The organism is Flavobacterium profundi (genome assembly GCF_006491645.1).
GTDB lineage: Bacteria > Bacteroidota > Bacteroidia > Flavobacteriales > Flavobacteriaceae > Flavobacterium > Flavobacterium profundi.
This window is the reverse complement of the sequence record NZ_VDCZ01000001.1, coordinates 103309-125275: the sequence shown is the minus strand read 5'-3', so window position 1 is coordinate 125275 and position 21967 is coordinate 103309. Positions and strand designations below refer to the sequence as shown.

25 protein-coding genes and 1 tRNA gene are annotated in these 21967 nt (G+C 30.6%); 11 read left to right on the top strand and 15 right to left on the bottom strand.

What is annotated here, in order from left to right; all coding sequences use genetic code 11:
- Positions 1-57: 57 nt before the first annotated feature.
- Both FHG05_RS00625 and FHG05_RS00620 read left to right on the top strand, forming a co-directional pair.
- A complete protein-coding gene (locus FHG05_RS00625; RefSeq protein ID WP_140996081.1) occupies positions 58-843 on the top strand; it encodes a hypothetical protein in 786 nt (261 codons plus the stop codon).
- Positions 843-2402 carry an NAD(P)/FAD-dependent oxidoreductase gene (locus tag FHG05_RS00620; protein ID WP_140996080.1) on the top strand — a complete coding sequence of 520 codons (1560 nt, stop codon included), beginning with the start codon at positions 843-845 and terminating at the stop codon, positions 2400-2402. The genes FHG05_RS00625 and FHG05_RS00620 overlap by 1 nt, the downstream gene beginning before the upstream one ends.
- A gap of 56 nt (positions 2403-2458) precedes the next feature.
- Here the strand turns inward: FHG05_RS00620 and FHG05_RS00615 are convergent, their stop codons facing one another.
- The gene (locus tag FHG05_RS00615; RefSeq protein WP_140996079.1) at positions 2459-2905 is read right to left on the bottom strand and encodes a cold-shock protein; all 447 of its coding nucleotides are present in this window, start codon (positions 2903-2905) and stop codon (positions 2459-2461) included.
- Positions 2906-3230: 325 nt separating this feature from the next.
- On the opposite strand from FHG05_RS00615, the gene idi reads away from it, so the two are divergent.
- The 7 genes from idi to FHG05_RS00580 all read left to right on the top strand — a co-directional run bounded on the left by idi (position 3231) and on the right by FHG05_RS00580 (position 6650).
- Complete coding sequence (gene idi / locus FHG05_RS00610; RefSeq protein ID WP_140996078.1) at positions 3231-3758, top strand: isopentenyl-diphosphate Delta-isomerase; 528 nt, start codon at positions 3231-3233, stop codon at positions 3756-3758.
- A gap of 23 nt (positions 3759-3781) precedes the next feature.
- Positions 3782-4192 (top strand): 6-pyruvoyl trahydropterin synthase family protein, encoded by a 411-nt coding sequence (locus FHG05_RS00605; RefSeq protein ID WP_140996077.1) that lies wholly within the window; start codon positions 3782-3784, stop codon positions 4190-4192.
- Between the two features lies 1 nt (position 4193).
- Positions 4194-4664, top strand: coding sequence for a peroxiredoxin (locus FHG05_RS00600; RefSeq protein WP_140996076.1), 471 nt, complete (start codon positions 4194-4196; stop codon positions 4662-4664).
- Positions 4665-4721: 57 nt separating this feature from the next.
- A complete protein-coding gene (locus FHG05_RS00595) occupies positions 4722-5048 on the top strand; it encodes a hypothetical protein (protein ID WP_140996075.1) in 327 nt (108 codons plus the stop codon).
- A gap of 124 nt (positions 5049-5172) precedes the next feature.
- The gene (locus FHG05_RS00590) at positions 5173-6135 is read left to right on the top strand and encodes a type I phosphomannose isomerase catalytic subunit (RefSeq protein WP_157504127.1); all 963 of its coding nucleotides are present in this window, start codon (positions 5173-5175) and stop codon (positions 6133-6135) included.
- 57 nt (positions 6136-6192) lie between these two features.
- The gene (locus FHG05_RS00585) at positions 6193-6462 is read left to right on the top strand and encodes a hypothetical protein (RefSeq protein WP_130734358.1); all 270 of its coding nucleotides are present in this window, start codon (positions 6193-6195) and stop codon (positions 6460-6462) included.
- A 114-nt stretch (positions 6463-6576) separates the two neighbouring features.
- Positions 6577-6650, top strand: a tRNA-Thr gene (locus FHG05_RS00580).
- Between the two features lie 54 nt (positions 6651-6704).
- Here the strand turns inward: FHG05_RS00580 and FHG05_RS00575 are convergent.
- From FHG05_RS00575 to FHG05_RS00515, 13 genes are all read right to left on the bottom strand, one after another.
- Complete coding sequence (locus FHG05_RS00575) at positions 6705-7073, bottom strand: nuclear transport factor 2 family protein (RefSeq protein WP_140996074.1); 369 nt, start codon at positions 7071-7073, stop codon at positions 6705-6707.
- Between the two features lie 72 nt (positions 7074-7145).
- Positions 7146-7664, bottom strand: a complete 519-nt coding sequence (locus FHG05_RS00570) for a DUF4199 domain-containing protein (protein WP_140996073.1) — start codon at positions 7662-7664, stop codon at positions 7146-7148.
- Between the two features lie 109 nt (positions 7665-7773).
- Complete coding sequence (locus FHG05_RS00565; RefSeq protein ID WP_140996472.1) at positions 7774-8241, bottom strand: response regulator transcription factor; 468 nt, start codon at positions 8239-8241, stop codon at positions 7774-7776.
- A 64-nt stretch (positions 8242-8305) separates the two neighbouring features.
- Positions 8306-9433: a trans-sulfuration enzyme family protein gene (locus FHG05_RS00560; protein ID WP_140996072.1), complete on the bottom strand. Its 1128-nt coding sequence runs from the start codon at positions 9431-9433 to the stop codon at positions 8306-8308.
- Between the two features lie 65 nt (positions 9434-9498).
- Positions 9499-10242 (bottom strand): DUF4369 domain-containing protein, encoded by a 744-nt coding sequence (locus tag FHG05_RS00555; RefSeq protein WP_232338033.1) that lies wholly within the window; start codon positions 10240-10242, stop codon positions 9499-9501.
- Positions 10243-10249: 7 nt separating this feature from the next.
- Positions 10250-11554 carry a DUF819 family protein gene (locus FHG05_RS00550; RefSeq protein ID WP_140996470.1) on the bottom strand — a complete coding sequence of 435 codons (1305 nt, stop codon included), beginning with the start codon at positions 11552-11554 and terminating at the stop codon, positions 10250-10252.
- Positions 11555-11638: 84 nt separating this feature from the next.
- Entirely contained in the window at positions 11639-13495 is a 1857-nt protein-coding gene (locus FHG05_RS00545) for a M61 family metallopeptidase (RefSeq protein ID WP_140996071.1), read from the bottom strand.
- Between the two features lie 97 nt (positions 13496-13592).
- On the bottom strand, positions 13593-13874 hold the full coding sequence (locus tag FHG05_RS00540) for a DUF2805 domain-containing protein (RefSeq protein ID WP_140996070.1): 282 nt from the start codon (positions 13872-13874) through the stop codon (positions 13593-13595).
- 140 nt (positions 13875-14014) lie between these two features.
- On the bottom strand, positions 14015-14617 hold the full coding sequence (locus FHG05_RS00535; RefSeq protein WP_140996069.1) for an alpha-ketoglutarate-dependent dioxygenase AlkB family protein: 603 nt from the start codon (positions 14615-14617) through the stop codon (positions 14015-14017).
- Positions 14618-14641: 24 nt separating this feature from the next.
- Entirely contained in the window at positions 14642-15013 is a 372-nt protein-coding gene (locus FHG05_RS00530) for a DoxX family protein (protein ID WP_140996068.1), read from the bottom strand.
- Positions 15014-15059: 46 nt separating this feature from the next.
- Positions 15060-15959, bottom strand: coding sequence for an EamA family transporter (locus FHG05_RS00525; protein ID WP_140996067.1), 900 nt, complete (start codon positions 15957-15959; stop codon positions 15060-15062).
- A gap of 60 nt (positions 15960-16019) precedes the next feature.
- Positions 16020-17186, bottom strand: a complete 1167-nt coding sequence (locus FHG05_RS00520) for a DUF1501 domain-containing protein (protein ID WP_140996066.1) — start codon at positions 17184-17186, stop codon at positions 16020-16022.
- Between the two features lie 11 nt (positions 17187-17197).
- The gene (locus FHG05_RS00515; protein WP_140996065.1) at positions 17198-18586 is read right to left on the bottom strand and encodes a DUF1800 domain-containing protein; all 1389 of its coding nucleotides are present in this window, start codon (positions 18584-18586) and stop codon (positions 17198-17200) included.
- 83 nt (positions 18587-18669) lie between these two features.
- Between FHG05_RS00515 and FHG05_RS00510 the strand changes: the two genes are divergently transcribed.
- Together FHG05_RS00510 and FHG05_RS00505 are read left to right on the top strand one after the other, a co-directional pair.
- Positions 18670-19281, top strand: a complete 612-nt coding sequence (locus FHG05_RS00510; RefSeq protein WP_140996064.1) for a murein L,D-transpeptidase catalytic domain-containing protein — start codon at positions 18670-18672, stop codon at positions 19279-19281.
- A 69-nt stretch (positions 19282-19350) separates the two neighbouring features.
- On the top strand, positions 19351-21567 hold the full coding sequence (locus tag FHG05_RS00505; RefSeq protein ID WP_181369119.1) for an ATP-binding protein: 2217 nt from the start codon (positions 19351-19353) through the stop codon (positions 21565-21567).
- On the opposite strand, the gene FHG05_RS00500 is transcribed toward FHG05_RS00505, so the two are convergent.
- On the bottom strand, positions 21564-21959 hold the full coding sequence (locus FHG05_RS00500; protein ID WP_140996062.1) for a DUF2721 domain-containing protein: 396 nt from the start codon (positions 21957-21959) through the stop codon (positions 21564-21566). The two genes, FHG05_RS00505 and FHG05_RS00500, sit on opposite strands and share 4 nt — an antisense overlap.
- Positions 21960-21967: the final 8 nt, after the last annotated feature.

Genomic DNA, 21967 nt, shown 5'->3' with positions numbered 1-21967 from the left:
TGGTTTCTACCTCTCATTTTTATTTTAAAACACTATTTTTGCAAAAAAAATGTAAAGATGAATTGGAGAGTAGTTTTATTAACAGTTGTTGTTGGATTAAATTTTGGTTGTAGTAATGATGATACTACTGAGAATGGTGAAACGGTTTCTTTATCAAAAACGATAAAAAAATATTCAGAAAAGGTATATTATAATCAACAAGTTGATTATCAGTTCACTGCTAATTTTAATTATTCAGAAGGTAAACTTGTTTCTATTTCTGATACTCAGAATGTTCTTGAATTTTACTACAATTCAAATAAGATTAGCCAAATAAAAAAATATTCTAATAATCAATTGATGTCAATCAATTATTTAAATTACGAGGGATCCTTATTGAGCTCAATTGTCAATGATTCTAATGATGAAAAGCAAATTTTGACATACAATAATGGTACTTTGTCTTTGGTAAAGAATCAACATTTAGAAAGCTCAAATTGGATAACAGATTCTGAAAAACAATACATATTTCTTACGAATAATATTCAGCAAGTTATTACAGAGAATTATAGCTTTTCATCTTCCTATAAATCAACTTTTGAGTATGATGCAAAGAATAATCCAATGAAAATGATGAATCCTTATTTAAAGTTTATTCTTCAATATGAAACTTGCGATTTTATAAGTAGTAATAATATTTTAAAAAGATATTCCTATTCTGATGTGAACGCTTCTACCGGAACACTTTCGCATGAATATGAAATCACATATGATAATGATAATTATCCAGTTTTAATTAAAAAATATAGTGTGAGTTCAACCCAACCAGTATTAATTTCTGAAGCTATAATAGAATACAATTAATGCCACGCGAATTTCAATTTCAAGTCTCTCCAGAAGTTGCAGCAAACGAAGTTTTGCTAACACATCATGTTGCTAAATTATTTCAAGTTTCTCCAAAAGAGATTCAAAAGGTAATTGTGGTAAAACGCTCTATTGATGCCCGACAAAAATCGATTAAAATAAACATTAAAGCAAATGTGTTTTTGTTAGGTGAGCCATTTGTTGCGACATCTATAGAATTACCAGATTATCCCAATGTGTCTCATGCACAAGAAGTAGTTGTTGTAGGTGCTGGACCAGCAGGTTTATTTGCAGCCTTACAATTAATAGAATTAGGGCTGAAACCAATCGTCTTAGAAAGAGGAAAAGATGTGAGAGGACGAAGAAGAGATTTGAAAGCGATAAATGTAGATCATATTGTTAATGAAGATTCCAATTATTGTTTTGGAGAAGGTGGTGCAGGAACCTATTCCGATGGTAAATTATATACACGATCCAAAAAAAGAGGAGATGTTGAAAGAATTTTAAAACTTTTGGTTGGTTTTGGAGCTTCAGATGAAATTTTGATTGAAGCACATCCTCATATTGGAACCAATAAATTACCACAAATTATTCAAGATATTCGTGAAAAAATTCGTGCCAGTGGTGGTGAAGTTTTATTTGAAAAAAGGGTTACCGATATTTTGTTAAAAAGTAATGAAGTTGCAGGAGTTGTTTTGCAGGATGGAAATGTCCTTTCAACAAAAAAAATTATTTTAGCAACAGGACATTCTGCAAGAGATATTTTTGAACTATTAGATAGGAAAAAAATCTTTATTGAGGCAAAACCGTTTGCTCTAGGGGTTCGTGCAGAACATCCACAAGAGTTGATTGATAAAATACAATATTCATGCGATTTTAGAGGAGAATTTTTGCCACCTGCACCGTATTCAATTGTTAAGCAAATCGCAGGACGAGGGATGTATTCTTTTTGCATGTGTCCTGGAGGAGTTATTGCACCTTGTGCCACAAGTCCGGGTGAAGTTGTAACGAATGGTTGGTCACCTTCAAAAAGGGATCAAGCTACCGCTAATTCTGGAATAGTAGTTGAATTGCGATTGGAGGATTTTAAACCTTTTGCAAAGTTTGGTGCTTTAGCAGGAATGGAATTTCAAAAAGCAATAGAGCAAAAAGCTTGGCAAGTTGCTGGTAAAACACAAAAAGTGCCAGCGCAACGAATGGTCGATTTTTCTCAGAAAAAGAGTTCTGCGGAAATTCCTAAAACTTCCTATGTTCCAGGAACTACTTCAGTGGAGTTGGGAGAGGTATTCCCTTCGTTTTTAACCCAAACCATGCGAGAGGGTTTTGTTCAATTTGGAAAATCTATGAAAGGTTATTTTACAAATGAAGCAATTTTGCATGCACCAGAAAGTCGAACTTCCTCTCCTGTTAGAATTCCTCGTGATCCAATTACTTTGGAGCATTTAGAAATAAAAGGCCTTTATCCTTGTGGTGAAGGAGCAGGTTATGCAGGAGGAATTATTTCTGCAGCCATAGATGGTGAAAAATGTGCTATTAAAATTGCTGAAAGTTTAATGTAAAAATAAATGTCACTCCCTTATGGAGCAACATTTTATATGGTTATTGAAGGATAGATTTATATCTTTTTTATGCGTACGGCATTCATTCCTTTTATTCCTTTCTCTAATTCATAGGTAACTTTATTTCCTTCTTTTACCTCATCAATTAGTCCTTTTATGTGAAAAAAGAATTTATTATCAGAGTCGATTTCTTTAATAAAACCAAAACCTTTTGAAGTATCATAAAAATCGATTATTCCTTTTTTTTCTTTGTCAACTTCTTCTGTTTCTTCTCTTTTTGGAATACTAATTTCAATGCTTTCTACATCTGTAACTATTTTTTTGGAAGGATCTGGAGGTGTACTGGTTAAATAACCATTTTCATCTACATATACATATAAATCTTCACCAGATAATTTAGGATTGGCTTTTCTTGCCTCTTTTTTTTCTTGTTTTTCTTTTCGTTTTTTAGCACGAAGCTTTTCTTGCTCTTTTTTATTAAATGATTGTTGAGGTCTGCCCATTAATTAATTTATAATTTTAAGTGATTATTTAAGATGATAAAAATTTAAAAAAAACAATTATTATATCTTATAGTAGTACTTAAAACTATTTATGAGGTAAATAATGAAAAGAATTTAAAAAATTTCTAAGGAACAAATATACAATATTAATTGAAGAGAATGTTTGAATTTTATAAAATTGAATGTCAACTGTTTATTCTTTTGTTTATTCTTTACCTAAGTTAAGAAATTAAATTTAGCTATACAATTGTTAATGTTCTCATAAACTTCTAAAGACTTACATAAGCCAAAGTTTTTTTGTATTTTTGAGACATTAATCAATACTATGAGTGAAGAAAAAGTAATTTTAGTGGATACAAATGATGAAGCCATTGGTTTAATGGAAAAAATGGCAGCACATGAACAAGCGCTTTTGCATAGAGCCTTTTCAGTATTTATTTTAAATGATAAAAATGAAGTAATGCTGCAACAAAGAGCAGCTCAGAAATACCATTCTCCTTTATTGTGGACAAACACCTGTTGTAGTCATCAGCGACCTGGAGAGTCTAATATTTTAGCAGGTAAAAGGCGCTTAATGGAAGAAATGGGTTTTGTTACCGATTTAAAAGAACTCTTTCACTTCATCTATAAAGCTCCTTTTGATAACGGTTTAACCGAACATGAATTAGATCATGTTATGATTGGAAGATATAATGAAGAGCCTGTTATTAATAAAGAAGAAGTTGAAGATTGGAAATGGATGAAAATAGAAGATATTAGAGAAGATATGGCAACTCATCCAGAACGCTATACGGTATGGTTTAAAATTATTTTTGATGAATTTTATCATTATCTAGAAAGTCATAAAATTTAATGCCACAAATTTTCTAAAAACAAATGAAAGTAACGGTTTCAAGAAAGGCACACTTTAATGCGGCCCATCGATTATATAGAAAAGATTGGTCAGAAGAGAAAAACAATCTGGTTTTTGGGAAGTGTAATAATCCTAATTATCATGGGCATAATTACGAATTAATTGTAAGTGTAACTGGTCCCATAAATCCTGAAACAGGTTTTGTTATGGATGTGAAAATTTTATCGGATTTGATAAAAGAACATATAGAAGATGCTTTCGATCATAAAAATTTAAATTTAGATGTTCCAGATTTTGAAGATTTAAATCCTACTGCAGAAAATATAGCTGTGGTAATTTGGAACAAATTAAGGCCTTACATCGACTCTACTTTGGAAATGGAAGTGGTACTATATGAGACTCCAAGAAATTTTGTAACGTATAAAGGTAATTAAAATGAGTTTAAAAGTAGGAGATAAAGTTCCAAATTTTAGTGCGAAAGATCAACATGGAGCCAATTTTATTTGGGATGAACATTTAGGTAAACCCATAGTACTATATTTTTATCCAAAAGACGATACGCCAGGTTGTACAGCTCAAGCTTGCAGTTTTAGAGATGAATATGAAGACTTTAAAGAATTAGGTGCTGAAGTTATTGGTGTAAGTGGTGATTCTGAAAAAGCACATACTAAATTCGCTCAAAAATACAAGTTGCCTTTTATATTATTGTCTGATCAAGATAAAAGCTTAAGGAAATTATTTGGAGTTCCAACAAATTTATTAGGATTGCTACCCGGTAGGGTAACTTATATTATTAATGCAGAAGGGACTTTAGTGTACATTTATAATAATATGTCGGCAAAGAATCATGTTTCAATTGCAAAAGATAAGGTTAAAGAAATTTTTAAGGATTTTAAAAATAAATAGAATAAAATCTTTTTTTGCCTTTTAAGTTTCTATTTTTGCTTTTTAAATGGTTTATTTATGATTGGAACAAGAGAAAGATTAATTTCTCAAGGAATTATCAAAGACGAGAAATGTAAAGTTTGTAACCAAGATACAAGTTTACTTGTTGATGTTTATCTAAAGTTTTTAATACTAAAAATTTTTATTTTTCCATTAGAAAAAAGAACTGTTGTAGGTTGTTCACAATGTAAAAAAGGAGATCTTAAACCTTTTGAAATGACGAGTACTGCCAAAAATAAACTTTTTAAAATTAACGAAGAAACTAAAATTCCTAAACGCTATTTTTCAGGGTATATTATTCTCACTATTATTGCTTTTTTAATAATGCTTTCAAAAATTAAGTAAATCGATATTTAACTTACGAGTTGTCTCAGTTTTTTTGTTGTTGAAATAAATAAGTTGCGCATTCGTCGAAATAAAATAAAATAAAATTACAATTCTTCAATATTTGTATCCAAAAAAATACATTATGAATCGTTTATATCCATTACTTTTTAAACCGATACTCAAAGAGCGAATTTGGGGCGGAACCAAATTAAAAACCTATTTAAATAAACCTATTTCTTCTGAGATAACAGGAGAGAGTTGGGAAATTTCTACAGTTCCAAACGATTTGAGTGTAGTGAATAATGGTGCTTTAAAAGGGAAAAATATCAATGAGTTGATTGAATTGTTTTCTAAAGATTTTTTGGGAGATTCTGTAATAAAAAGATTTGGAAATGATTTTCCATTATTATTTAAGTTTATTGATGCCAAAGAAGATTTATCTATTCAACTACACCCAAATGATTTTTTAGCTAAAAAAAGGCATAATTCTTTCGGGAAAACAGAAATGTGGTATGTGATGCAAGCCGATTCGAACTCACGCTTAGTTGTTGGATTTAAAGAGAATACAACCAAGCAAGAATATTTACATCATTTGGAAAATAAAACGTTAGTTTCAATTTTAAATGAAGTACCTGTGAAAAAGGGAGATGTCTTTTTTTTAGAAACAGGTACCATTCACGCTATTGGAGCTGGTGTTGTTATAGCAGAAATTCAACAAACAAGCGACGTAACGTATCGCATTTATGATTGGGATAGGGTTGATGCAAACGGTAAGGGTAGGGAATTGCATACTGATTTAGCTTTAGAAGCCATTACTTTTGAAAAAACAAACGCAGCAATTGCTTTTCAGGCCATTGAAAATACTTCTAACCAGGTTGTGGATTGTCCTTATTTTAAAACAAATATAATTCCTTTAGATGGAATCTATAATTGGTCCAAAAAACAAGATGCGTTTAGTGTTTTTATGTGTACGGAAGGTGAATTGGATTTGCTTTTTGAAGAAGATTGCTTCCGTTTGAAAGCGGGAAATACGATTTTAATACCAGCTGTAATTGATAATTTAGTTTTTAAAGGAAATGCTACGTTGTTAGAAATTTCTATTTAATTAAATATCATAAGAATATATTCCTTAATTTTGCTTCAAATTTTAAATAAATACAAAATGGCAAGCGTTAAAAACTTGAAGAAAGAAATCAACTACGTTTTAGGAGATTTAGTAAATATTGTGTATGTGTGGGAAATGACAAATGGTGGAAAACCTACTGAAACTACAGATGCTATTATTGATGAAATCTACGATAACTATGATGCATTGGTTACCAAAATCAATAAAAAAGATGTTGAAAATAAAAAAGCGCATTTTAAGCAAATTCGTAAAGAATACGAAGATACTGCAAATCAAATAGTTGAAAAAATCAACAAATTGAATTAAAAAAATAGTAAAAAAAAAGCAGATTTTTCTTTGCAAATATAAAAATCAAAATTATATTTGCACCGCAATAAAGGAAACAGGTAGCTTGTTTTAGTGGCTGTTTCCTTAAGAGTTGCCGGTGTAGCTCAGCTGGCTAGAGCAGCTGATTTGTAATCAGCAGGTCGTGGGTTCGAGTCCCTCCATCGGCTCAAAAAAAAGGAAAGCATTTGCTTTCCTTTTTTTATTTTTCCACTTTTTGTATATTAAAACATACCATTTTCATTAATGATATCTTTTGGAACGGGTTGCCCAAAATCCCAAAGTTCTACAATTTTATTTTCATTAAATCTGAAAATATGCATGACAGCTAACTCCAAATTGTTTTGTTGTAATTGAATGCGAGAATGTACAGCAACCAAATGCTCATCCTCTAAAATGCGTTGTATTTCAAAAATTTTATTCGGATTTTGAATTGCATTTTCTTCCATAGCAAGCATTAAGGTGTTTCGATCTCCTTTAAAATAGGCATTGTGATGGATAAAATCAGGTGCTACATATACTTCAAAGGCTTCTCTAGATTGCCCTTTAGCAGCAAGATGTAAAAAATGAGTAACAATTTCTTTTTTGGTCATGCGATACAATAAAATACAGGGAAGCCAAATAAAAATAATATTTGTCTTCAGTTAACTTCCCTATTTGTGTTATTATTCTGTAGGTTTGCTTTTTAAAATGAAAGAACTAATTAACGTCACAAGTATCCCAACAGGTAAAATTTCTGTATACGTTATCATGGCGTTAAAAAAAGGGTTTTTATACATCGTGGAAAACTCTTCCATTTCTTTTGTTTTTTGCTCTATTTCTGTCAAACTAGCACCACTTTGTTTTAAACCGTTTATCATATGCTCGGCATATTTTTCAGTAAAATCGGGTACAAAATAAAAATAGTTAATCAACCAGCTCACCACATACATAGTAGAAGCAATTAATACGATAATACTACCAATTTTAAATGCTTTACCAAAGCTGATTACACCTTGGTTGTATTTGTCTCTGTAATTTTTAATACCCACATAGACCATAGAAAAAGCAATGAGCATGGAGGAGTAGCCAATAAGCATTCCTTTTTCAAAATCGAAAGAGGTACAATTAGAAGTAATGATAAGCATAGGTATAGAAACAACTATACCAGCTATTAGTCCGAAGATAAGAATGTTTTTTTTCATTTTAGGAATCATTTATAACCACAAATGTGAAAATTAACCGCTTTTTTTTACTCATACTTTAGTACATTTTTGTTTTTTATCATGAATTTAGTACTAAAGTAGGACTCACTTAAGGTATAATTTGTAAACGTTTTGCTTTTTCAATAGCTTGCGTTCTTCTTTTTACATCTAATTTTTCAAAAATATTTTGATTGTGTGTTTTTACGGTGCTTAAGGAGACAAAAATGCTATTCGCAATTTCTTGATTGCTATTTCCTTGAGCCATTAAATCAAGTATTTCTAATTCTCTTGCACTTAATTCTAATTTTTCAATTAGAGCTTGATTCATTGTAAAGTCTTCCTCTTTTGGGATAAAAACTTCTTTTTCTACAATAATGGTTTTCGTTTTGGGTTTAGAAAGTTTTAAAGCAAGCCAAATTCCTAATGCTGTAAAAAGAACTGCAATGGAACCAATATAAATTTCCAAAGAATGATCAAATAAAATATAACGAAGTTCTAACCATTTCAGAAAAAAAAGCAAAACAAATAAACTTATGCCATATAAAATAGCTGTTTTGTAATTTCTGAACCATTTCATTATAGAAAGCATGTTTTTAGATCTACTTTTGTTAGCTAAAGATATGAAAAATATTTTTGGATAATTATTCCAAAGCCTGTTTCAAATCGGAAAGTAAATCATCTATATACTCAATTCCAATTGAAAGACGTATTAAATTCTCTGGGCTAATCGGATTGGTGCCTTCAACACTTCTTCGGTGTTCTACTAAACTTTCTACACCTCCTAAAGAGGTAGCGTGTTTGAAAATGTGTAGTTTATTGGTAAACGCTAAGGCATTTTCTTGGTTTCCTTTCACCAAAATAGAGACTATAGTGCCAAAACCATTTTGCATTTGTTTTTTTGCAATATGATGATTTTCATGGGAAGCTAAACCAGGAAAAAACACTTTCTCAATGGAAGGATGCGTACTTAAAAAATTTGCAATAGTAATAGCGTTGTCAGATTGTGCTCTAAAACGTAAAGGAAATGTAGCTAAACTTCTGTTGAGTAGCCAGCAATCGAATGGAGATGGAACAGCACCTGCCATTTTTTGATACGTTCGAATACTTTGGCTCAATTCATCTTCTTTGTTAGTTAAGACAACACCTCCTAAAATATCGGAATGACCGCTAAAAAATTTAGTTGAGGAATACATGACGTAGTCAATACCATTTTGAATTGTTTTTTGAGCTAAAGGTGTTGCAAAAGTATTATCACAAACGGTTAGTATATTATTCTTCTTAGCAATCGAAATGACAGCTTCTAAGTCGGTTATTTTTAATTGAGGATTTGATGGTGTTTCAATCCAAATTAATTTCGTGTTGGGTTGTATCGCTTTTTCAACATGTGTGGCTTCGGTCATATCAATCCTATTCGTAGTTACATTCCAACGTTTAAAAAAAGTATCTAATAACTGACGCGTTCCATGATAGCAATCATCAGGAATAATAATATGACAATTTGGTTCTAATAAAGTATCAAATAAAGCATTTATTGCTGCCATTCCAGAGGCAAAGGCAATAGCTGTTTTTGCACCTTCAATTTGTGCCAATTTTTGTTCTACAGCAATTCGGTTAGGGTTTTCACCACGAGTATAAATATATTCTCCTGTGGTTCCGTCCTCATTGCGTTCAAATGTGGTCGAAAGATGTATGGGTTGAATAATGTCTTTATTCTTTCCTTTGGTTTCACCAGCATGAACTGCTAATGTTTGAATATGCTGTTTTTTCATAGGTATTATAGGAATTAAAATTTATTGAAAAATACCTAAAAACAAATGAATTTCAAAAAGAAAGCTTATTCTTTATTGGATAAAGTTTCTTTTTTTGTATCATAAATATGTTTTCTAAGAATTTTTCCGTATTTCGAAGCAGCAACTTCTCTGCTCATGTGCTTAGCGATTGTATCTAAATAAGCTACATTGATGTCGGGAATTTCTGTTAATGCAAGATAAGGGGCAATTTCATATTCACCATGTGTGCTTGCGAAATTGGCTGTATAGCGGTATTTTCTTTTAACTAATCTGCCATAAGCCTCTTCAATACTATCTGCTCTTTGTTGGTTAAAATTTGTACTGTTCTCAATTCTCTTTTCTATGATGGCTATATTTTCATCATTAAATTTAGATTTGAAACTATTAAATTCATCAAAAAGTTCTTGATTTTTTGAACCTGTAATTTTAGCACCCGCATAGAACTCTTTTAGAGAAGTCTCTATATTCATTTCACCTGGTTCAGCAAAAAAAACTAAATTATTATCAATGGAATTGGTTTGACCTCTGTCTAAAAACAAATAGAATACTTCTGGGTTTTTTAAAGGTATAGTGGTCTCAAAATGAGAATTTCCTTTAATAATAATACTATCGATTGCTACCAAAGTGGTGTCTTCAAATTTTTTAATATATAATTTACCTTGGCTTAATCCTTTTACATTTCCTGTTAAGTGTAAATTTTCTTTTGGAGCCTCATTATCATTACAAGCTATTAAACTTAGTAATGCAAATCCAAGAAGTAGTCCTTTTTTCATTTTTTTAATTTTCATTTTTTTATTATTGAGGAGCAGCATGTTCCATTAAAAAAGTACAAATAATTGCTCCATATGTACCGATAATATATCCAAAAATTGCTAAAAGAACTCCTACGCTAGCTAAGGAAGGATGAAAAGCAGAAGCTACAACAGGTGCAGAAGCTGCACCACCAACATTTGCTTGACTACCAACCGCTATAAAAAAATAGGGTGCTTTTATTAATTTTGCGACCGCAAAGATGATAATAAAATGAATTATCATCCAAATAATTCCTACAAGAATTAATCCTGGATTATCAAATACTGAAGTTAAATTCATTTTCATACCAATTGATGCTACTAATATATATATAAAGATACTCCCGATTTTGCTAGCACCAGCTCCTTCATAAGTTTTTAATTTTGTATAGGAAAGTATAATTCCTAAAATTGTAGCAATAGTTATCATCCAAAAGAAAGTTCCACCAAAAGTTGAAGCAAAACTTTTAGGGTCATTCACTGCTTCGAAAGTTTGTGTGCAAAAATTGGATATGATTTGAGAACCCCAATGAGATATTCCAACTGATGTAAATGCAATAGCTAAAATAACCATATAGTCGGTTAAAGAAGGATTTCTCTTTACACTTTCTTGATAATTGGATACTTTATCTTGTAGTTTTTGAATGGATGAATTATCGGCTTTTAACCACTTATTTATAGTTTCTTTTTTACCAATACCAAATAATAAAAATGCCATTCCAATATTAGCTACTACAATATCAACTAAGACCATTGCTCCATATTTAGATTGGTTAAATTTGAAAATCTCTAACATAGCAGCCTGATTTGCACCACCACCTATCCAACTACCAGCAATTGTTGATAATCCTCTCCATACCGCATCAAAATCATTACCGCCAACTGTTTCTGGTGAAAAAATGGAAATTATTAAAATTGCGATAGGGCCTCCTAAAATAATTCCAATTGTACCTGCTAAGAAAACTATAATTGATTTAAATCCTAGATTCATAAGTGCTTTTAAATCAATGCTCAATGTCATTAAAACTAGAGCTGCGGGTAATAAATAGCGACTAGCTATGTGGTAAATTTGAGAAGATTTTTTAATTTCTTCTCCATTTGCTGAAATTTCTGTCCATTCAGGAGCAATAATATTCATTGAACTTAGAATAGCAGGAAGTAAATAACACATTAAAAGTGCAGGAACAATTTTATAGAATTTTTTCCAATTGCCTTCTTCTTTTGAAGAGGTATAAAAAACGAAACCTAAGAGTAACATTAGTAAACCAAAAACAATTGTATCATCTGTAAAATAAGGAGGGTTTTGCATCATTATATAATTTGGTTGCAAAATAATAAAAAAAATCCTCAAAATAGAAGCTACTTTGAGGATTGTATTTTTATATGATAAAGATTAGCCTTTTAACCAAGCTTCTCTAACAGCTTTTTTAGAGTCATCAGTTGCTTGATATCCTTGACGTTTTTCTTTTGGCATCACAATAGTTCCTTTAATTTCTTGTTCTGCACCGTCTCTTTTAATTTTCATAGTTATCGGTTCGCCATCTTTCCAACCCATACTTCCTATAACTAAATCGTAAATATTATCTAAGTTATAATTGGTTCCATTTACAGCTAAAATTTTATCACCTCCTTTTAATCCTAAATTGGTCATGAATGCATTTAATTCAACACTTGGAATAATCATAATCTCTTTTGTAGATTGATCAACAGTAATATAAGGAATTTGCCCACCTTTTAAGAAAGGATTTCCTTCTACTTCAATTTCTGCAGGAGTTACTCCCATTTTTGCAAAATAGTCATCATAAGGAATTGGAGTTTCACCAGCCACATATTTATTTAAGAAATCACCAACAGCTGGATAGGTGAATTTAGTTATAGTGCCAAATAATTCTTCATCTTTAAATGCTTTTTTCGTTCCAAATTCATTTGATAAATCTTGCATTAAATTCAGAATACCTTTTTGACCATTACTGTTTTCTCTAATTAAAATGTCAACACACATTGCAATTAAAGCTCCTTTTTGGTATACATTAATATATTGGTCTTTATAAGGTTCATTTAAAACGTTTTTACTCATTTTAGTAAAACTCATTTTGTCATTCATTCTTTTAGATTGTTGAATTTTATCAGACATTCTTTCATAAAATTCAGTTTCATCAATCAAACCTTGATTTACTTGGAATAAATTTGCGAAATACTCTGTAACACCTTCATACATCCATAAATGTTCAGACATTTGAGGGTTATTAAAATCGAAATATTGTATTTCGTTAGAATGAACAGTTAATGGTGTTACAATGTGGAAAAATTCATGAGAAACTATGTCTTTCAATTGCTCTCTTAATTGTTCTAATTCCATTCTTTCTGGCATAACAACTGTTGTAGAAGTTGGATGTTCTAAAGCTCCAAAACCTTTAGCGTCATTTTCCATAGTAGACAGGTACAATAGAATTGCATATTTTTTAGTGGCATTGAATTTGCCTAAAAATTTCTTTTGTGCTGTCATCATCGCTTCCATGTTAGGAGTAATATCTTTTGCTGTATATTTTCCTGTTGGAGAATAAACACTAATGATAATTTCCATATCATCAACCATAAAAGTGGTAATGTCTGGTTTAGAATACATTAATGGCATTTCTACTAAAGTTGCATATTTTGAACTTTGAAAAACATCTTTACTTTTTGAAGCATCTAAATCAACCATAGCTGATACACCTAAAAGGCTTTCTGGGTGTGTGATGGTTAGCGTATAAGGAGTTTCTGTTTTTCCTTCAAAATATCCCACGAAACCATGGGTGTTTAACATGAAATTTTCACCTGCTTTAATATTCGTTCCTGCTGGAGAAAACACATCTTCACTTTGTCCAAATCCGCCACCACCTTCAGTATCAAAAGAGTCGTTAACTAGGTAGGTTACTTTTGCTAATTTTTTAGCCTCCTCAATTTTATAAGAGTTTTTATCTAATTTGGTAACTCGTAAACCATTTCCTGAAGCATCTAAAGCTTTAAAATCTTCAATGAATCTTCCATAGTCATCCTCTGAATAAGTTCCAGGAACAGTTTTTGGTATGAAAAAAGTTGTACTTTCTGATGTAAAGGTAGGTGCGTCAATGGATACCATTACTTTGTCATCTTTTACATTTACTAAGTCGATAGCAACATTAACTTCGTCTTTTTTTGAAGATGTAGCACCTGGTTTACAGCTCCAAATAAAACTTGCTACTGCAAGGGTTAAAATTATTTTTTTCATTTAAATCGTTATTGATATTTTGATTTGACGTTAAAGCAATGCAAATGTTACATTTTTTAATAAAAAAAGCTCTTCATTTAGGAAGAGCTTAACATTTTTAATCAAATTTATTTTTAAAGTAGTATTTACTATCTAAATCATCATCTTCAAGAGGATCAAATTTTAAGGGTTTTGGTTTGGGTTTACTTGAAACAGCTTTCTTTTTCCAAATTTCAAAGTTATCTTTCGATAATTTTTTTCGCATTAATTCTGTAACTTCAGTTTCTGAAATTCCAAATTCTTCTTTTAAGACTTCAAAAGGTTTTTTTTCCTCTTGAGCCATGGTTACAACTCTTTCTAGTGTTTCGTTGTCCAATTCTGAAATCTTTCTTTTCTTCATCAGATGAAAAATTAATCTGTAAATGTATTAGTGTTATTTAGTTCAATATTACTAAAAAAAATGGTAAAAAAAATATATTCTTTCATTTTTAAAAATTTGTTAATATAAATATAGCTTTCTTAGTTTTTTTTAAAAAATATTTAAATAATAGTTCTAAATGTTAAATTTATTCTGCTTCTTTTTGGGCTTGAGGCTTTTGGTAACTGATGTTTGTAATAAATTTGACTGCCTTCTTTCATTACTAAAAGACTCCCATTTGTGAGAATAATATTTTGTTTTATTTCTTTTTTTTCAATGTGTTTTATTTGGAAAACGCGATCTTGCCCTAAACTCAAAGAAGCAATAGTTGGATTTCTTCCTAATTCTTTTTCATTATCTGAATGCCAACCATTACTATCATTTTCATCACGATATAAATTAAGAAGTACGGTTGTAAATGACAATTGCGTATGTTCTTCAATTTCGTTTTTCAAAAACATTAAAGTTGGGTTCCAAGCGTGAGGTTGCATTACAATATTTGAATAGGAATACGGTTTGCCTTCATTTCCATATAAAGCAGTCAATCTTGGTTGTAAATGATTTTTTCCGTAAATAGTTATACTGTCTTGTTTCCAAGGAGTTTCATCCAACAATTTTTGATAGATCATATTGGCTTTTTCTTGGGTAAGAAAATTGGGATAATACTCAAAAATGGCATCCGGTAAATCTAAAACGATTTTTTCATTTGGAAATAAATCTAACATACACTAAAATATAATAGTTGTCTTTTATGCATAGGTTATATAAGGAATGTATGAATAGGCCCAATATATTAATATTAACTGTAAAGGTAGTCTCAGTAATCTTAGCCATTTAGGTAATCCTAAAGAAGCATTTTCATTTTGATACATATAATAGTTTGCTGGAAAGACAGCAATTAATAGAATGATAATTCCCCATGCAGCAAATATACTTGTAGGTTCAATACAAACCAATATTCCTAAGATGATTTCAGTTAATCCGCTCAGTTGATTTAATAGTTTAGGGTTTTTGAAATAAGGAGGAATAATTTTAAGATATAAACGAGGTTGTCTGAAATGATTCAAACCTGCTAAAATATAAAGTAATCCCATCATGTATTGATGCCAAGGTAAGTCCATTAGGGTATGTTTTTACTTCGAAAGTACCAAAAAGAAAGGAAACGAACTATTTTTTCTTGAAATTTATATTCATAATTACAATTGCTGCTATAATTAAGAGAATCCCAAGCCATTGTGTTACAACTACTTCTTCGTTTAAAAGGAAAAAAGCCATTGAAACAGAAACGGGTAATTCCAAAGAAGAAACAATACTTCCTAAGCCTAATCCCGTTTTTGGAAAACCACTATTCATTAATACGGGTGGAATAATTGTTCCGAATAATGCTAAAAGAATTCCGTATTTTCCAAAAATAGCAAAATTGAAAGCATCTGTTTGTGTATATAGAGCAAAGAATAACACAATAATTGCACCGCCAAAAAGCATGTATAAGCTTCTTTGAACCGATGAAACACCTAATGCAATTTTATTTGCGGTAAACATGGTTGTAGTAAAGGATGCCGCTGCTAAAATTCCCCACATAAATCCAGTCCAATTAAAATCGATTTTACTAAATAATAAATTAGTTGCTAAAACGGTACCTATTAATACCACTAAAACCGCAAGTATTTTTTGTTTCGAAGGTGCTTTTTTATCTAAAAACCATTCGGCAAGCACACCCATCCAAACAGTTTGCATTAGCAATACAATTGCTATGGATACATTTATATATTTTACGCATAAATAATAGAAAATACTGGTAGCTCCCAAAGAAGTTCCTGCAAGCATTAAATTTTTTATATTTTTTGGTGTAGCCTTAACGATGGTTTCTTTTTTTGTGGTCTTTTGGTACAAATTCATAAGAAGCATTCCTAAAATACCATATATAAATTGAGCAGAAATTACTTCTGCAGTAGTAAACTTTTCAACACTTTGATAGGCTAGTTTAACGATAGTAGCAAGCATGCCATAACTTGTTGCTCCTAAGCCTACTAGAAAAACTCCTTTTATGATTTCATTCTTTGACATATACTTCATTTTTTTAAGGGGCGCAAATATAAGCAAAGAATTAATTTTTTAATCATAGAATTAAAATATTCCTTTTAATGAAGGATTTTGAATACCAATTGTCTTTGGATTGAAATTTAATTGGTTTTCTAAAAGACTAGCATATACACTTCTGAAATCAATAGCATACTTTAAGTCACCATGATCTAAATCGGTTAGATTAGGATTATGTCCAATGCAGTTTCCGTGATTATTTCCACCAATAATAAAAACAGGTGCAGCGGTACCATGATCTGTTCCTTTTCCATTGTCTTGAACTCTTCTGCCAAATTCTGAAAAAATCACAATCGTAGTATAAGGTAATAAATTCGCTTGTTTTAAATCGGTATATAATGTAAATACAGCATCATTTAATTCAGATAATTTATTGGAATGTACAGCCAACTGATTGTCGTGGGTGTCAAATCCTCCCAATGAAGTATAATATATTTTTGAATTCAAATTTCCTTTAATAAGTTTTCCAATCCATTCTAGGTTTTTACCTAACCCTGTTTTCGGATAGTTTATTTCTGTTTTAGCTTTTGATAAGGCTTTTTGTATTTCATCTGAACCATCAATAACCGAATTAGCAATTTTTCGAACAAAGTCTAATTGCGGGTTATTCGATAATTTAATGCCTTCTTCTGAATTGTTTTTTATTTTAAATCGGTTAGGATCTTTTACAGTAACACTATTAGGTTCTATTCCTTTTAGGGCTAAATTATCAATAGCATCTAAATTGATTCCACCAGTAGGATGATGTTCTTTGTAATGAAAATCGAGATAGCGTCCTAACCAACCGTCGTTTTTATATTCATTGGCATTTGATGCGGTTTGCCAAATCTCCTGACTTCTGAAATGGGAACGATTTGGTTCAGGATATCCTACATTTTGAATTACAGTTAAATCGCCTGCATCTTGTATTGAAGCAAATCCTTTTAAAGAGGGATGAAATGCCATACCCTTGTTTTTACCAATAACTTGATCTCTTGACAAACTTATATTGGGTCGTAAATCGTAATATAAAGGGTTGTCGTATGGGATAAAAGTATTCAACCCATCATTACCACCATTAAGTTGTATGAAAAGAACACTCTTTTCTTGTAATGAAAAGGAATTATAATCGGTAAAAGCATGAAGGAAATTAGGTAGCAAAAGTGAGCCTCCTGTGTAAGTTCCTGCTAGTTTGAAAAATTTTCTACGATCCATAATTAATAAGTTTAGATAAGTTGGAATTCAGGAAGTTTAGTAATGTATGCAAATAATCGTAAGACAGCAGTTTGTGCATTTTCACTTTTTGGATTAAAATCATATTTTAAAATAGTTTCCATATCTTTTTGAATGGGTTCTTCTACTAAAAAAAGCAATCTATTAGAGAGCTCTTGAATAATCGTTAGATGATTACCGTTAGAATTAAAAACGAGGTTTGGTTTTCTCTTGTCATTACTCATTTCGTTGCTATTCATTTCTACGTTTTTATTTCTTCTGCCAAGAATATTTTGACCATTGATTAAAAAATCTATTGCGTTATTCCGTTGCAAATAAATTTGAGAAGTAAGCCAATGATTGCCACCAATCCAGCCCTTTACGTTAGGTTGGTTAAATAATTCCATGCCTTGTTGTTTTAAAAAGGGAATAATAATATTGGCAGGCATTTCTATTTCAAGTTCTTCCAAAAGTTGAAAAGCAAAAACAAGAGGGTCTTTAATTTTGGAACCCGCATTATTTTTTTCATATTCTTCTGTGAAAATTTTAATTAATAAAGGTTGTATTTCATAATCTACTTGTCTGAAATAATCTCCATAATAGTGTATAATATCTTCAGAAGGATTGTCATAAATGAACCATTTTAGCAGTTTTTCGGTTAAGAAATAAGAGGTTTGTTTTTGTTCGAATATAATGTCAATCAAGTCGTTGGCTTTAAATTTTCCAGTTTTCCCTAAATAAGTGATTTCGTCATCATCTTGTAAACGTGTTCTATAAATTGCTTCTTCTTCTCCTAAACTTAACCCCGCTAACGCTTTTGCACCATTTTTAATATCTTCTTCAGTGTAATTACCTATGCCTATGGTGAATAATTCTAGTAATTCTCTACTTAGGTTTTCATTTAACTTGCCTTTGCGATTATCGATATTGTCTAAATAGCGCACCATCGCATTAGTATGAATTACTTTTTTTGTAAGCTCTCTAAAATTTCCAAATGCATTTTCTCTTAAAATCATGTTGTGTTGGTACACCCAATAATTGACCTTAACTTTTTGAATCGAAGCGACATAGTGATTGTGCCAAAAGCAAGTCATTTTTTCTCGCAAGGGAAATTTTTCGTTTTTCATTTTGTTCAACCACCATATTCGCAGTTCATTCGCATCTTTAATTTGACTTTTTAAAAGTTTTTTCTGCTCTTCAGAAGTTGCATTTTTTATTTTCTCTCTTACTTCTTTTAATTGCGCAAGTGTCTTCGGACTTTCTTTTAAGCAATCTGGTAAAGAAGTATCTACTTTTGATTCAAATGATTGCTCCAAAAATTTCTCAATCCCTAATTTTTCAATAGAAATACTTTGTTTTTTAGAAAAGCCTAATCGTAAAGACCAAGTGATTGCTGTATTCATAATTAAAAGTGTTACTATTTTTAGATAAAATTTAACACAAAAGGTTTAAATTAAATTTTAAATTTCCATTTTAATAGTATTCAATGAAAAACATAATTCTAATTTTTTCTCTACTCTTTTTCAGTTGTAAAGAGAATAAGGTTACTCCAAATCTTAATAAGCCAAAAGAATATAAAAAAGACTACAGTGCTTTTCATAAGGAAGCTAAGGAATACATTGAAAAAAACAATTTTAATACCGACTATTATTATTTGATTGATTTGAGTCTACATTCTGGTAAAAACCGTTTTTATGTTTATGATTTTAAAAATCAAAAGATTATCGATGAGAATTTAGTTACTCATGGCAGTTGTGATCAGTTTCAAGAGAATCCTGAAAAATGGCAAAAAGTAAAGTTTGATGTGAGAAATAATAGTCATTGCTCCATGAAAGGCAAATATAAAATTGGTAAAAGAGATAGTAGTTCTTGGGGTATTAAAATAAAATATTGGATACATGGTTTGGAGAATACAAATTCCACAGCAGTCGATAGAGTAGTGGTTTTACATTCGTGGAATGCTGTGAAAAACAACGAAATATACCCAAAGTTTAGTCCGTTAAGTTGGGGTTGTCCAGCTGTGTCAAATGCCTTTATGGAGAAGTTAGATAAGCAACTTCAGAACACTCAAAAACCTGTTTTATTGTGGATTATATAAAAAAATAATTTTTTATATGTTTTTTTTTGCTATTTTTATCGACCCAATACTGCTTAAATGTCTAACCCTTTGAAAGTTAATAAAAGAGAAAAAGAGATTCTTTTATTGCTTAATGAAGCACATCAAATTAGAATCCATAATCTTCCGAAGAGTATTTCGATGACTCTTTTTGCCCTTGAGTCAAGTGCTCAATTGGGTAGTAAATCTTTATTGGCTAAATGTTACAGCCAGTTAGGATTGTATTATATGATTATTGGTGAGATGGATAAAGCAGAATATTTTTCAAAATTAGCTTTAACACTTTACACCGAACTAAAAGACGAAAGAGGTATAGCTGATGCAAAATACAGTCTTGCAGGTGTGTATTACAAAACAAACTTGTATCATTTGGGCTTGGTTTCTTTTACCGATGCTTTAAAAATATATCAAAAAAATGACGATTATTACAATCAATCCCGTACCGAGAAATCCTTAGGAACCATTTATGGTTACATTGGAGATCAACATGCGGCTTTAAAATCATACTACAGTGCGGTAAAAAATGCTAGAAAGATAAATGATTTTAATTTAGAATCGAATGTTTATAATAATATATCGGGAATACTGGCTAAGAATGGTAAACTAAAATTTGCAATGGCATTTATTAATAAATCAATTGCACAAAAAGAATTGACCAATGATATAAGAGGAATGGCTTATGCTTTGTATGGTAAAGGGAAAGTTTACTTTTACTTAAAAGACTATGAAAAAGCAGAAGCATATTATTTTAAAGGGTTAGAGATTCACAATCAAATGGGTGAAAATACTGGTAAAGCAATGACCTATACTAAACTAGGTGAACTGTATTACACAAAGAATGATTTAGAGTTAGCCTTAGATACTGCATTTGTAGGACTGGAAATTGCTACATCCTTAAAACTAGCCATGTCTACTATTAAATTAAAAAAACTAATTTATCATATTTATAAAGCCAAAAATGAACCCGCATTAGCTTTAGATTATTTTGAACGTTATCAAAAAGAAAAGGAAACCGTAATTAATGCGCAAACTTTAAAAGTAATTGAAAATTATGAATTGATTTCTAAAATGGAAGTTCTTAAAAATGAGGCAAAACTTCATAAAGAAAAACAATTGCTTTTAGAGAAAAAAAATCTTGATGAAGCGAAGGCTATTAAAATGCGTCAAGACTTTTTGTCGATTATGAGTCATGAAATTAGAACCCCTTTAAATGCAATTACTTCAATAGTAGAATTATTGAAAGATGAGGTGAATCCAGAAGGAAAAGAATTGTTAGGGAGTCTAAAATTTGCATCTTCAAATTTGATTAAAATTGTAAATGATGTTTTAGATTTTACCAAATTGGATTCCAATAAATCAAAACTTGAAATGGTTCCTTCTGCATTAGCCATTTTAGCGAAAAATATTGTTAGTGTTTATGAAAAACAAGCTCATGAAAAAGGATTGTATCTTACTTTAAATTGCGATTTATCTAAAGAAATTAGATACAACTTAGATGAGACTAAAATTACTCAGGTATTAAATAATTTAATCAGTAATGCTATTAAATTTACAGAAAAAGGAGGTGTAGAATTAAAAATAAAACATGTAAAGTCGTCGCCTAAAAAAGATACTTTATTGTTTGAAGTTAAAGATACAGGAGAAGGAATTTCAAAAGAAAATTTAGATGAAATTTTTGAGAGTTTTTCTCAAGTGAAACCTGTTTTAACTCGCAAACAAGGTGGAACAGGTCTAGGCTTGGCTATTGTTAAGAAAATTATTGAACTGCATAAAAGCAAGATTAAAGTTAAAAGTACTGTTGGGAAAGGAACTACCTTCTTCTTTAAATTGAAATTGAAAAGAGATGAAATTATAGAAAATCAACTTGTGGATGTAGTTCCAAATGCTAGAGATGGCATTTTAAAAGATAAAAAAGTTTTAATTGTAGAAGATACTACTATCAATGCTATTCTGCTTCAAAAATTACTTTCTAGGTGGAATATTATCTCTGAACATGTAGATAATGGCGAAAAAGCGTTGCAAAAAGTAAAAGAGCAGTTTTATGATTTTATTTTAATGGACATTCATATGCCAGAAATGAATGGAATAGAAGTCACTCGATTGATACGAACAACTGAAAATCTCAATTCGAGTACGCCTATTTTAGCACTTACAGCTGATACTATGGTAACTTCAGAAACCCGTGAGACAAATTATTTTAGCGGTTTTTTGTGGAAACCTTTTGAAGTGGAAAAGCTAAAAGAAGTTTTAGAAAAGGTCTTTATTTAATATTTGTCATTCAAATCGCTTAAATGCAAGCGTAATGCTTTTACGGAAATACTAATTTCCCAAAAAGAAAGTCCTAACGAAATTAATAGGCATAATAAGGATAATCCAAAAAGATAGATGCCAGTAAGTTGATGTCCTAAGAATAAAAGTAACATGGCAAAAACAGATAGAAACAAGCACATTACTCCAAATAGTTGCATATAACGTATCAATGTTAATCTTAAATTTAAATTTTTAATTTCTAGTAAGATTAATTTACTTTCTTCCTCATCGTATGATTTTTTTAAACTTCTAATAATTTGAGCAATAGTTAAAAAACGATTGGTATAAGCTAAAAGAATTAAGGAAGTTGCAGAAAAAAGTAAAGCTGGTGTTTCTATCGAAAGAGTCATAGCGTATT

What these genes read in the sequence shown, in the direction of transcription:
- FHG05_RS00620 (WP_140996080.1), top strand. Translation starts at nt 843, where the DNA reads ATGCCACGCGAATTTCAATTTCAAGTCTCTCCAGAAGTTGCAGCAAAC.
- FHG05_RS00570 (WP_140996073.1), bottom strand. Translation starts at nt 7,664, where the DNA reads ATGAAAAAAAACATTCTTATCTTCGGACTAATAGCTGGTATAGTTGTT.
- FHG05_RS00550 (WP_140996470.1), bottom strand. Translation starts at nt 11,554, where the DNA reads ATGCAAAACCCTCCTTATTTTACAGATGATACAATTGTTTTTGGTTTA.
- FHG05_RS00595 (WP_140996075.1), top strand. Translation starts at nt 4,722, where the DNA reads ATGATTGGAACAAGAGAAAGATTAATTTCTCAAGGAATTATCAAAGAC.
- FHG05_RS00560 (WP_140996072.1), bottom strand. Translation starts at nt 9,433, where the DNA reads ATGAAAAAACAGCATATTCAAACATTAGCAGTTCATGCTGGTGAAACC.
- FHG05_RS00565 (WP_140996472.1), bottom strand. Translation starts at nt 8,241, where the DNA reads ATGAAATGGTTCAGAAATTACAAAACAGCTATTTTATATGGCATAAGT.
- FHG05_RS00600 (WP_140996076.1), top strand. Translation starts at nt 4,194, where the DNA reads ATGAGTTTAAAAGTAGGAGATAAAGTTCCAAATTTTAGTGCGAAAGAT.
- FHG05_RS00625 (WP_140996081.1), top strand. Translation starts at nt 58, where the DNA reads ATGAATTGGAGAGTAGTTTTATTAACAGTTGTTGTTGGATTAAATTTT.
- FHG05_RS00515 (WP_140996065.1), bottom strand. Translation starts at nt 18,586, where the DNA reads ATGAATACAGCAATCACTTGGTCTTTACGATTAGGCTTTTCTAAAAAA.
- FHG05_RS00535 (WP_140996069.1), bottom strand. Translation starts at nt 14,617, where the DNA reads ATGTTAGATTTATTTCCAAATGAAAAAATCGTTTTAGATTTACCGGAT.
- FHG05_RS00605 (WP_140996077.1), top strand. Translation starts at nt 3,782, where the DNA reads ATGAAAGTAACGGTTTCAAGAAAGGCACACTTTAATGCGGCCCATCGA.
- FHG05_RS00575 (WP_140996074.1), bottom strand. Translation starts at nt 7,073, where the DNA reads ATGACCAAAAAAGAAATTGTTACTCATTTTTTACATCTTGCTGCTAAA.
- FHG05_RS00540 (WP_140996070.1), bottom strand. Translation starts at nt 13,874, where the DNA reads ATGAAGAAAAGAAAGATTTCAGAATTGGACAACGAAACACTAGAAAGA.
- FHG05_RS00585 (WP_130734358.1), top strand. Translation starts at nt 6,193, where the DNA reads ATGGCAAGCGTTAAAAACTTGAAGAAAGAAATCAACTACGTTTTAGGA.
- FHG05_RS00510 (WP_140996064.1), top strand. Translation starts at nt 18,670, where the DNA reads ATGAAAAACATAATTCTAATTTTTTCTCTACTCTTTTTCAGTTGTAAA.
- FHG05_RS00500 (WP_140996062.1), bottom strand. Translation starts at nt 21,959, where the DNA reads ATGACTCTTTCGATAGAAACACCAGCTTTACTTTTTTCTGCAACTTCC.
- FHG05_RS00520 (WP_140996066.1), bottom strand. Translation starts at nt 17,186, where the DNA reads ATGGATCGTAGAAAATTTTTCAAACTAGCAGGAACTTACACAGGAGGC.
- FHG05_RS00590 (WP_157504127.1), top strand. Translation starts at nt 5,173, where the DNA reads ATGAATCGTTTATATCCATTACTTTTTAAACCGATACTCAAAGAGCGA.
- FHG05_RS00525 (WP_140996067.1), bottom strand. Translation starts at nt 15,959, where the DNA reads ATGTCAAAGAATGAAATCATAAAAGGAGTTTTTCTAGTAGGCTTAGGA.
- FHG05_RS00545 (WP_140996071.1), bottom strand. Translation starts at nt 13,495, where the DNA reads ATGAAAAAAATAATTTTAACCCTTGCAGTAGCAAGTTTTATTTGGAGC.
- FHG05_RS00555 (WP_232338033.1), bottom strand. Translation starts at nt 10,242, where the DNA reads ATGAAAATTAAAAAAATGAAAAAAGGACTACTTCTTGGATTTGCATTA.
- FHG05_RS00615 (WP_140996079.1), bottom strand. Translation starts at nt 2,905, where the DNA reads ATGGGCAGACCTCAACAATCATTTAATAAAAAAGAGCAAGAAAAGCTT.
- FHG05_RS00530 (WP_140996068.1), bottom strand. Translation starts at nt 15,013, where the DNA reads ATGGACTTACCTTGGCATCAATACATGATGGGATTACTTTATATTTTA.
- idi (WP_140996078.1), top strand. Translation starts at nt 3,231, where the DNA reads ATGAGTGAAGAAAAAGTAATTTTAGTGGATACAAATGATGAAGCCATT.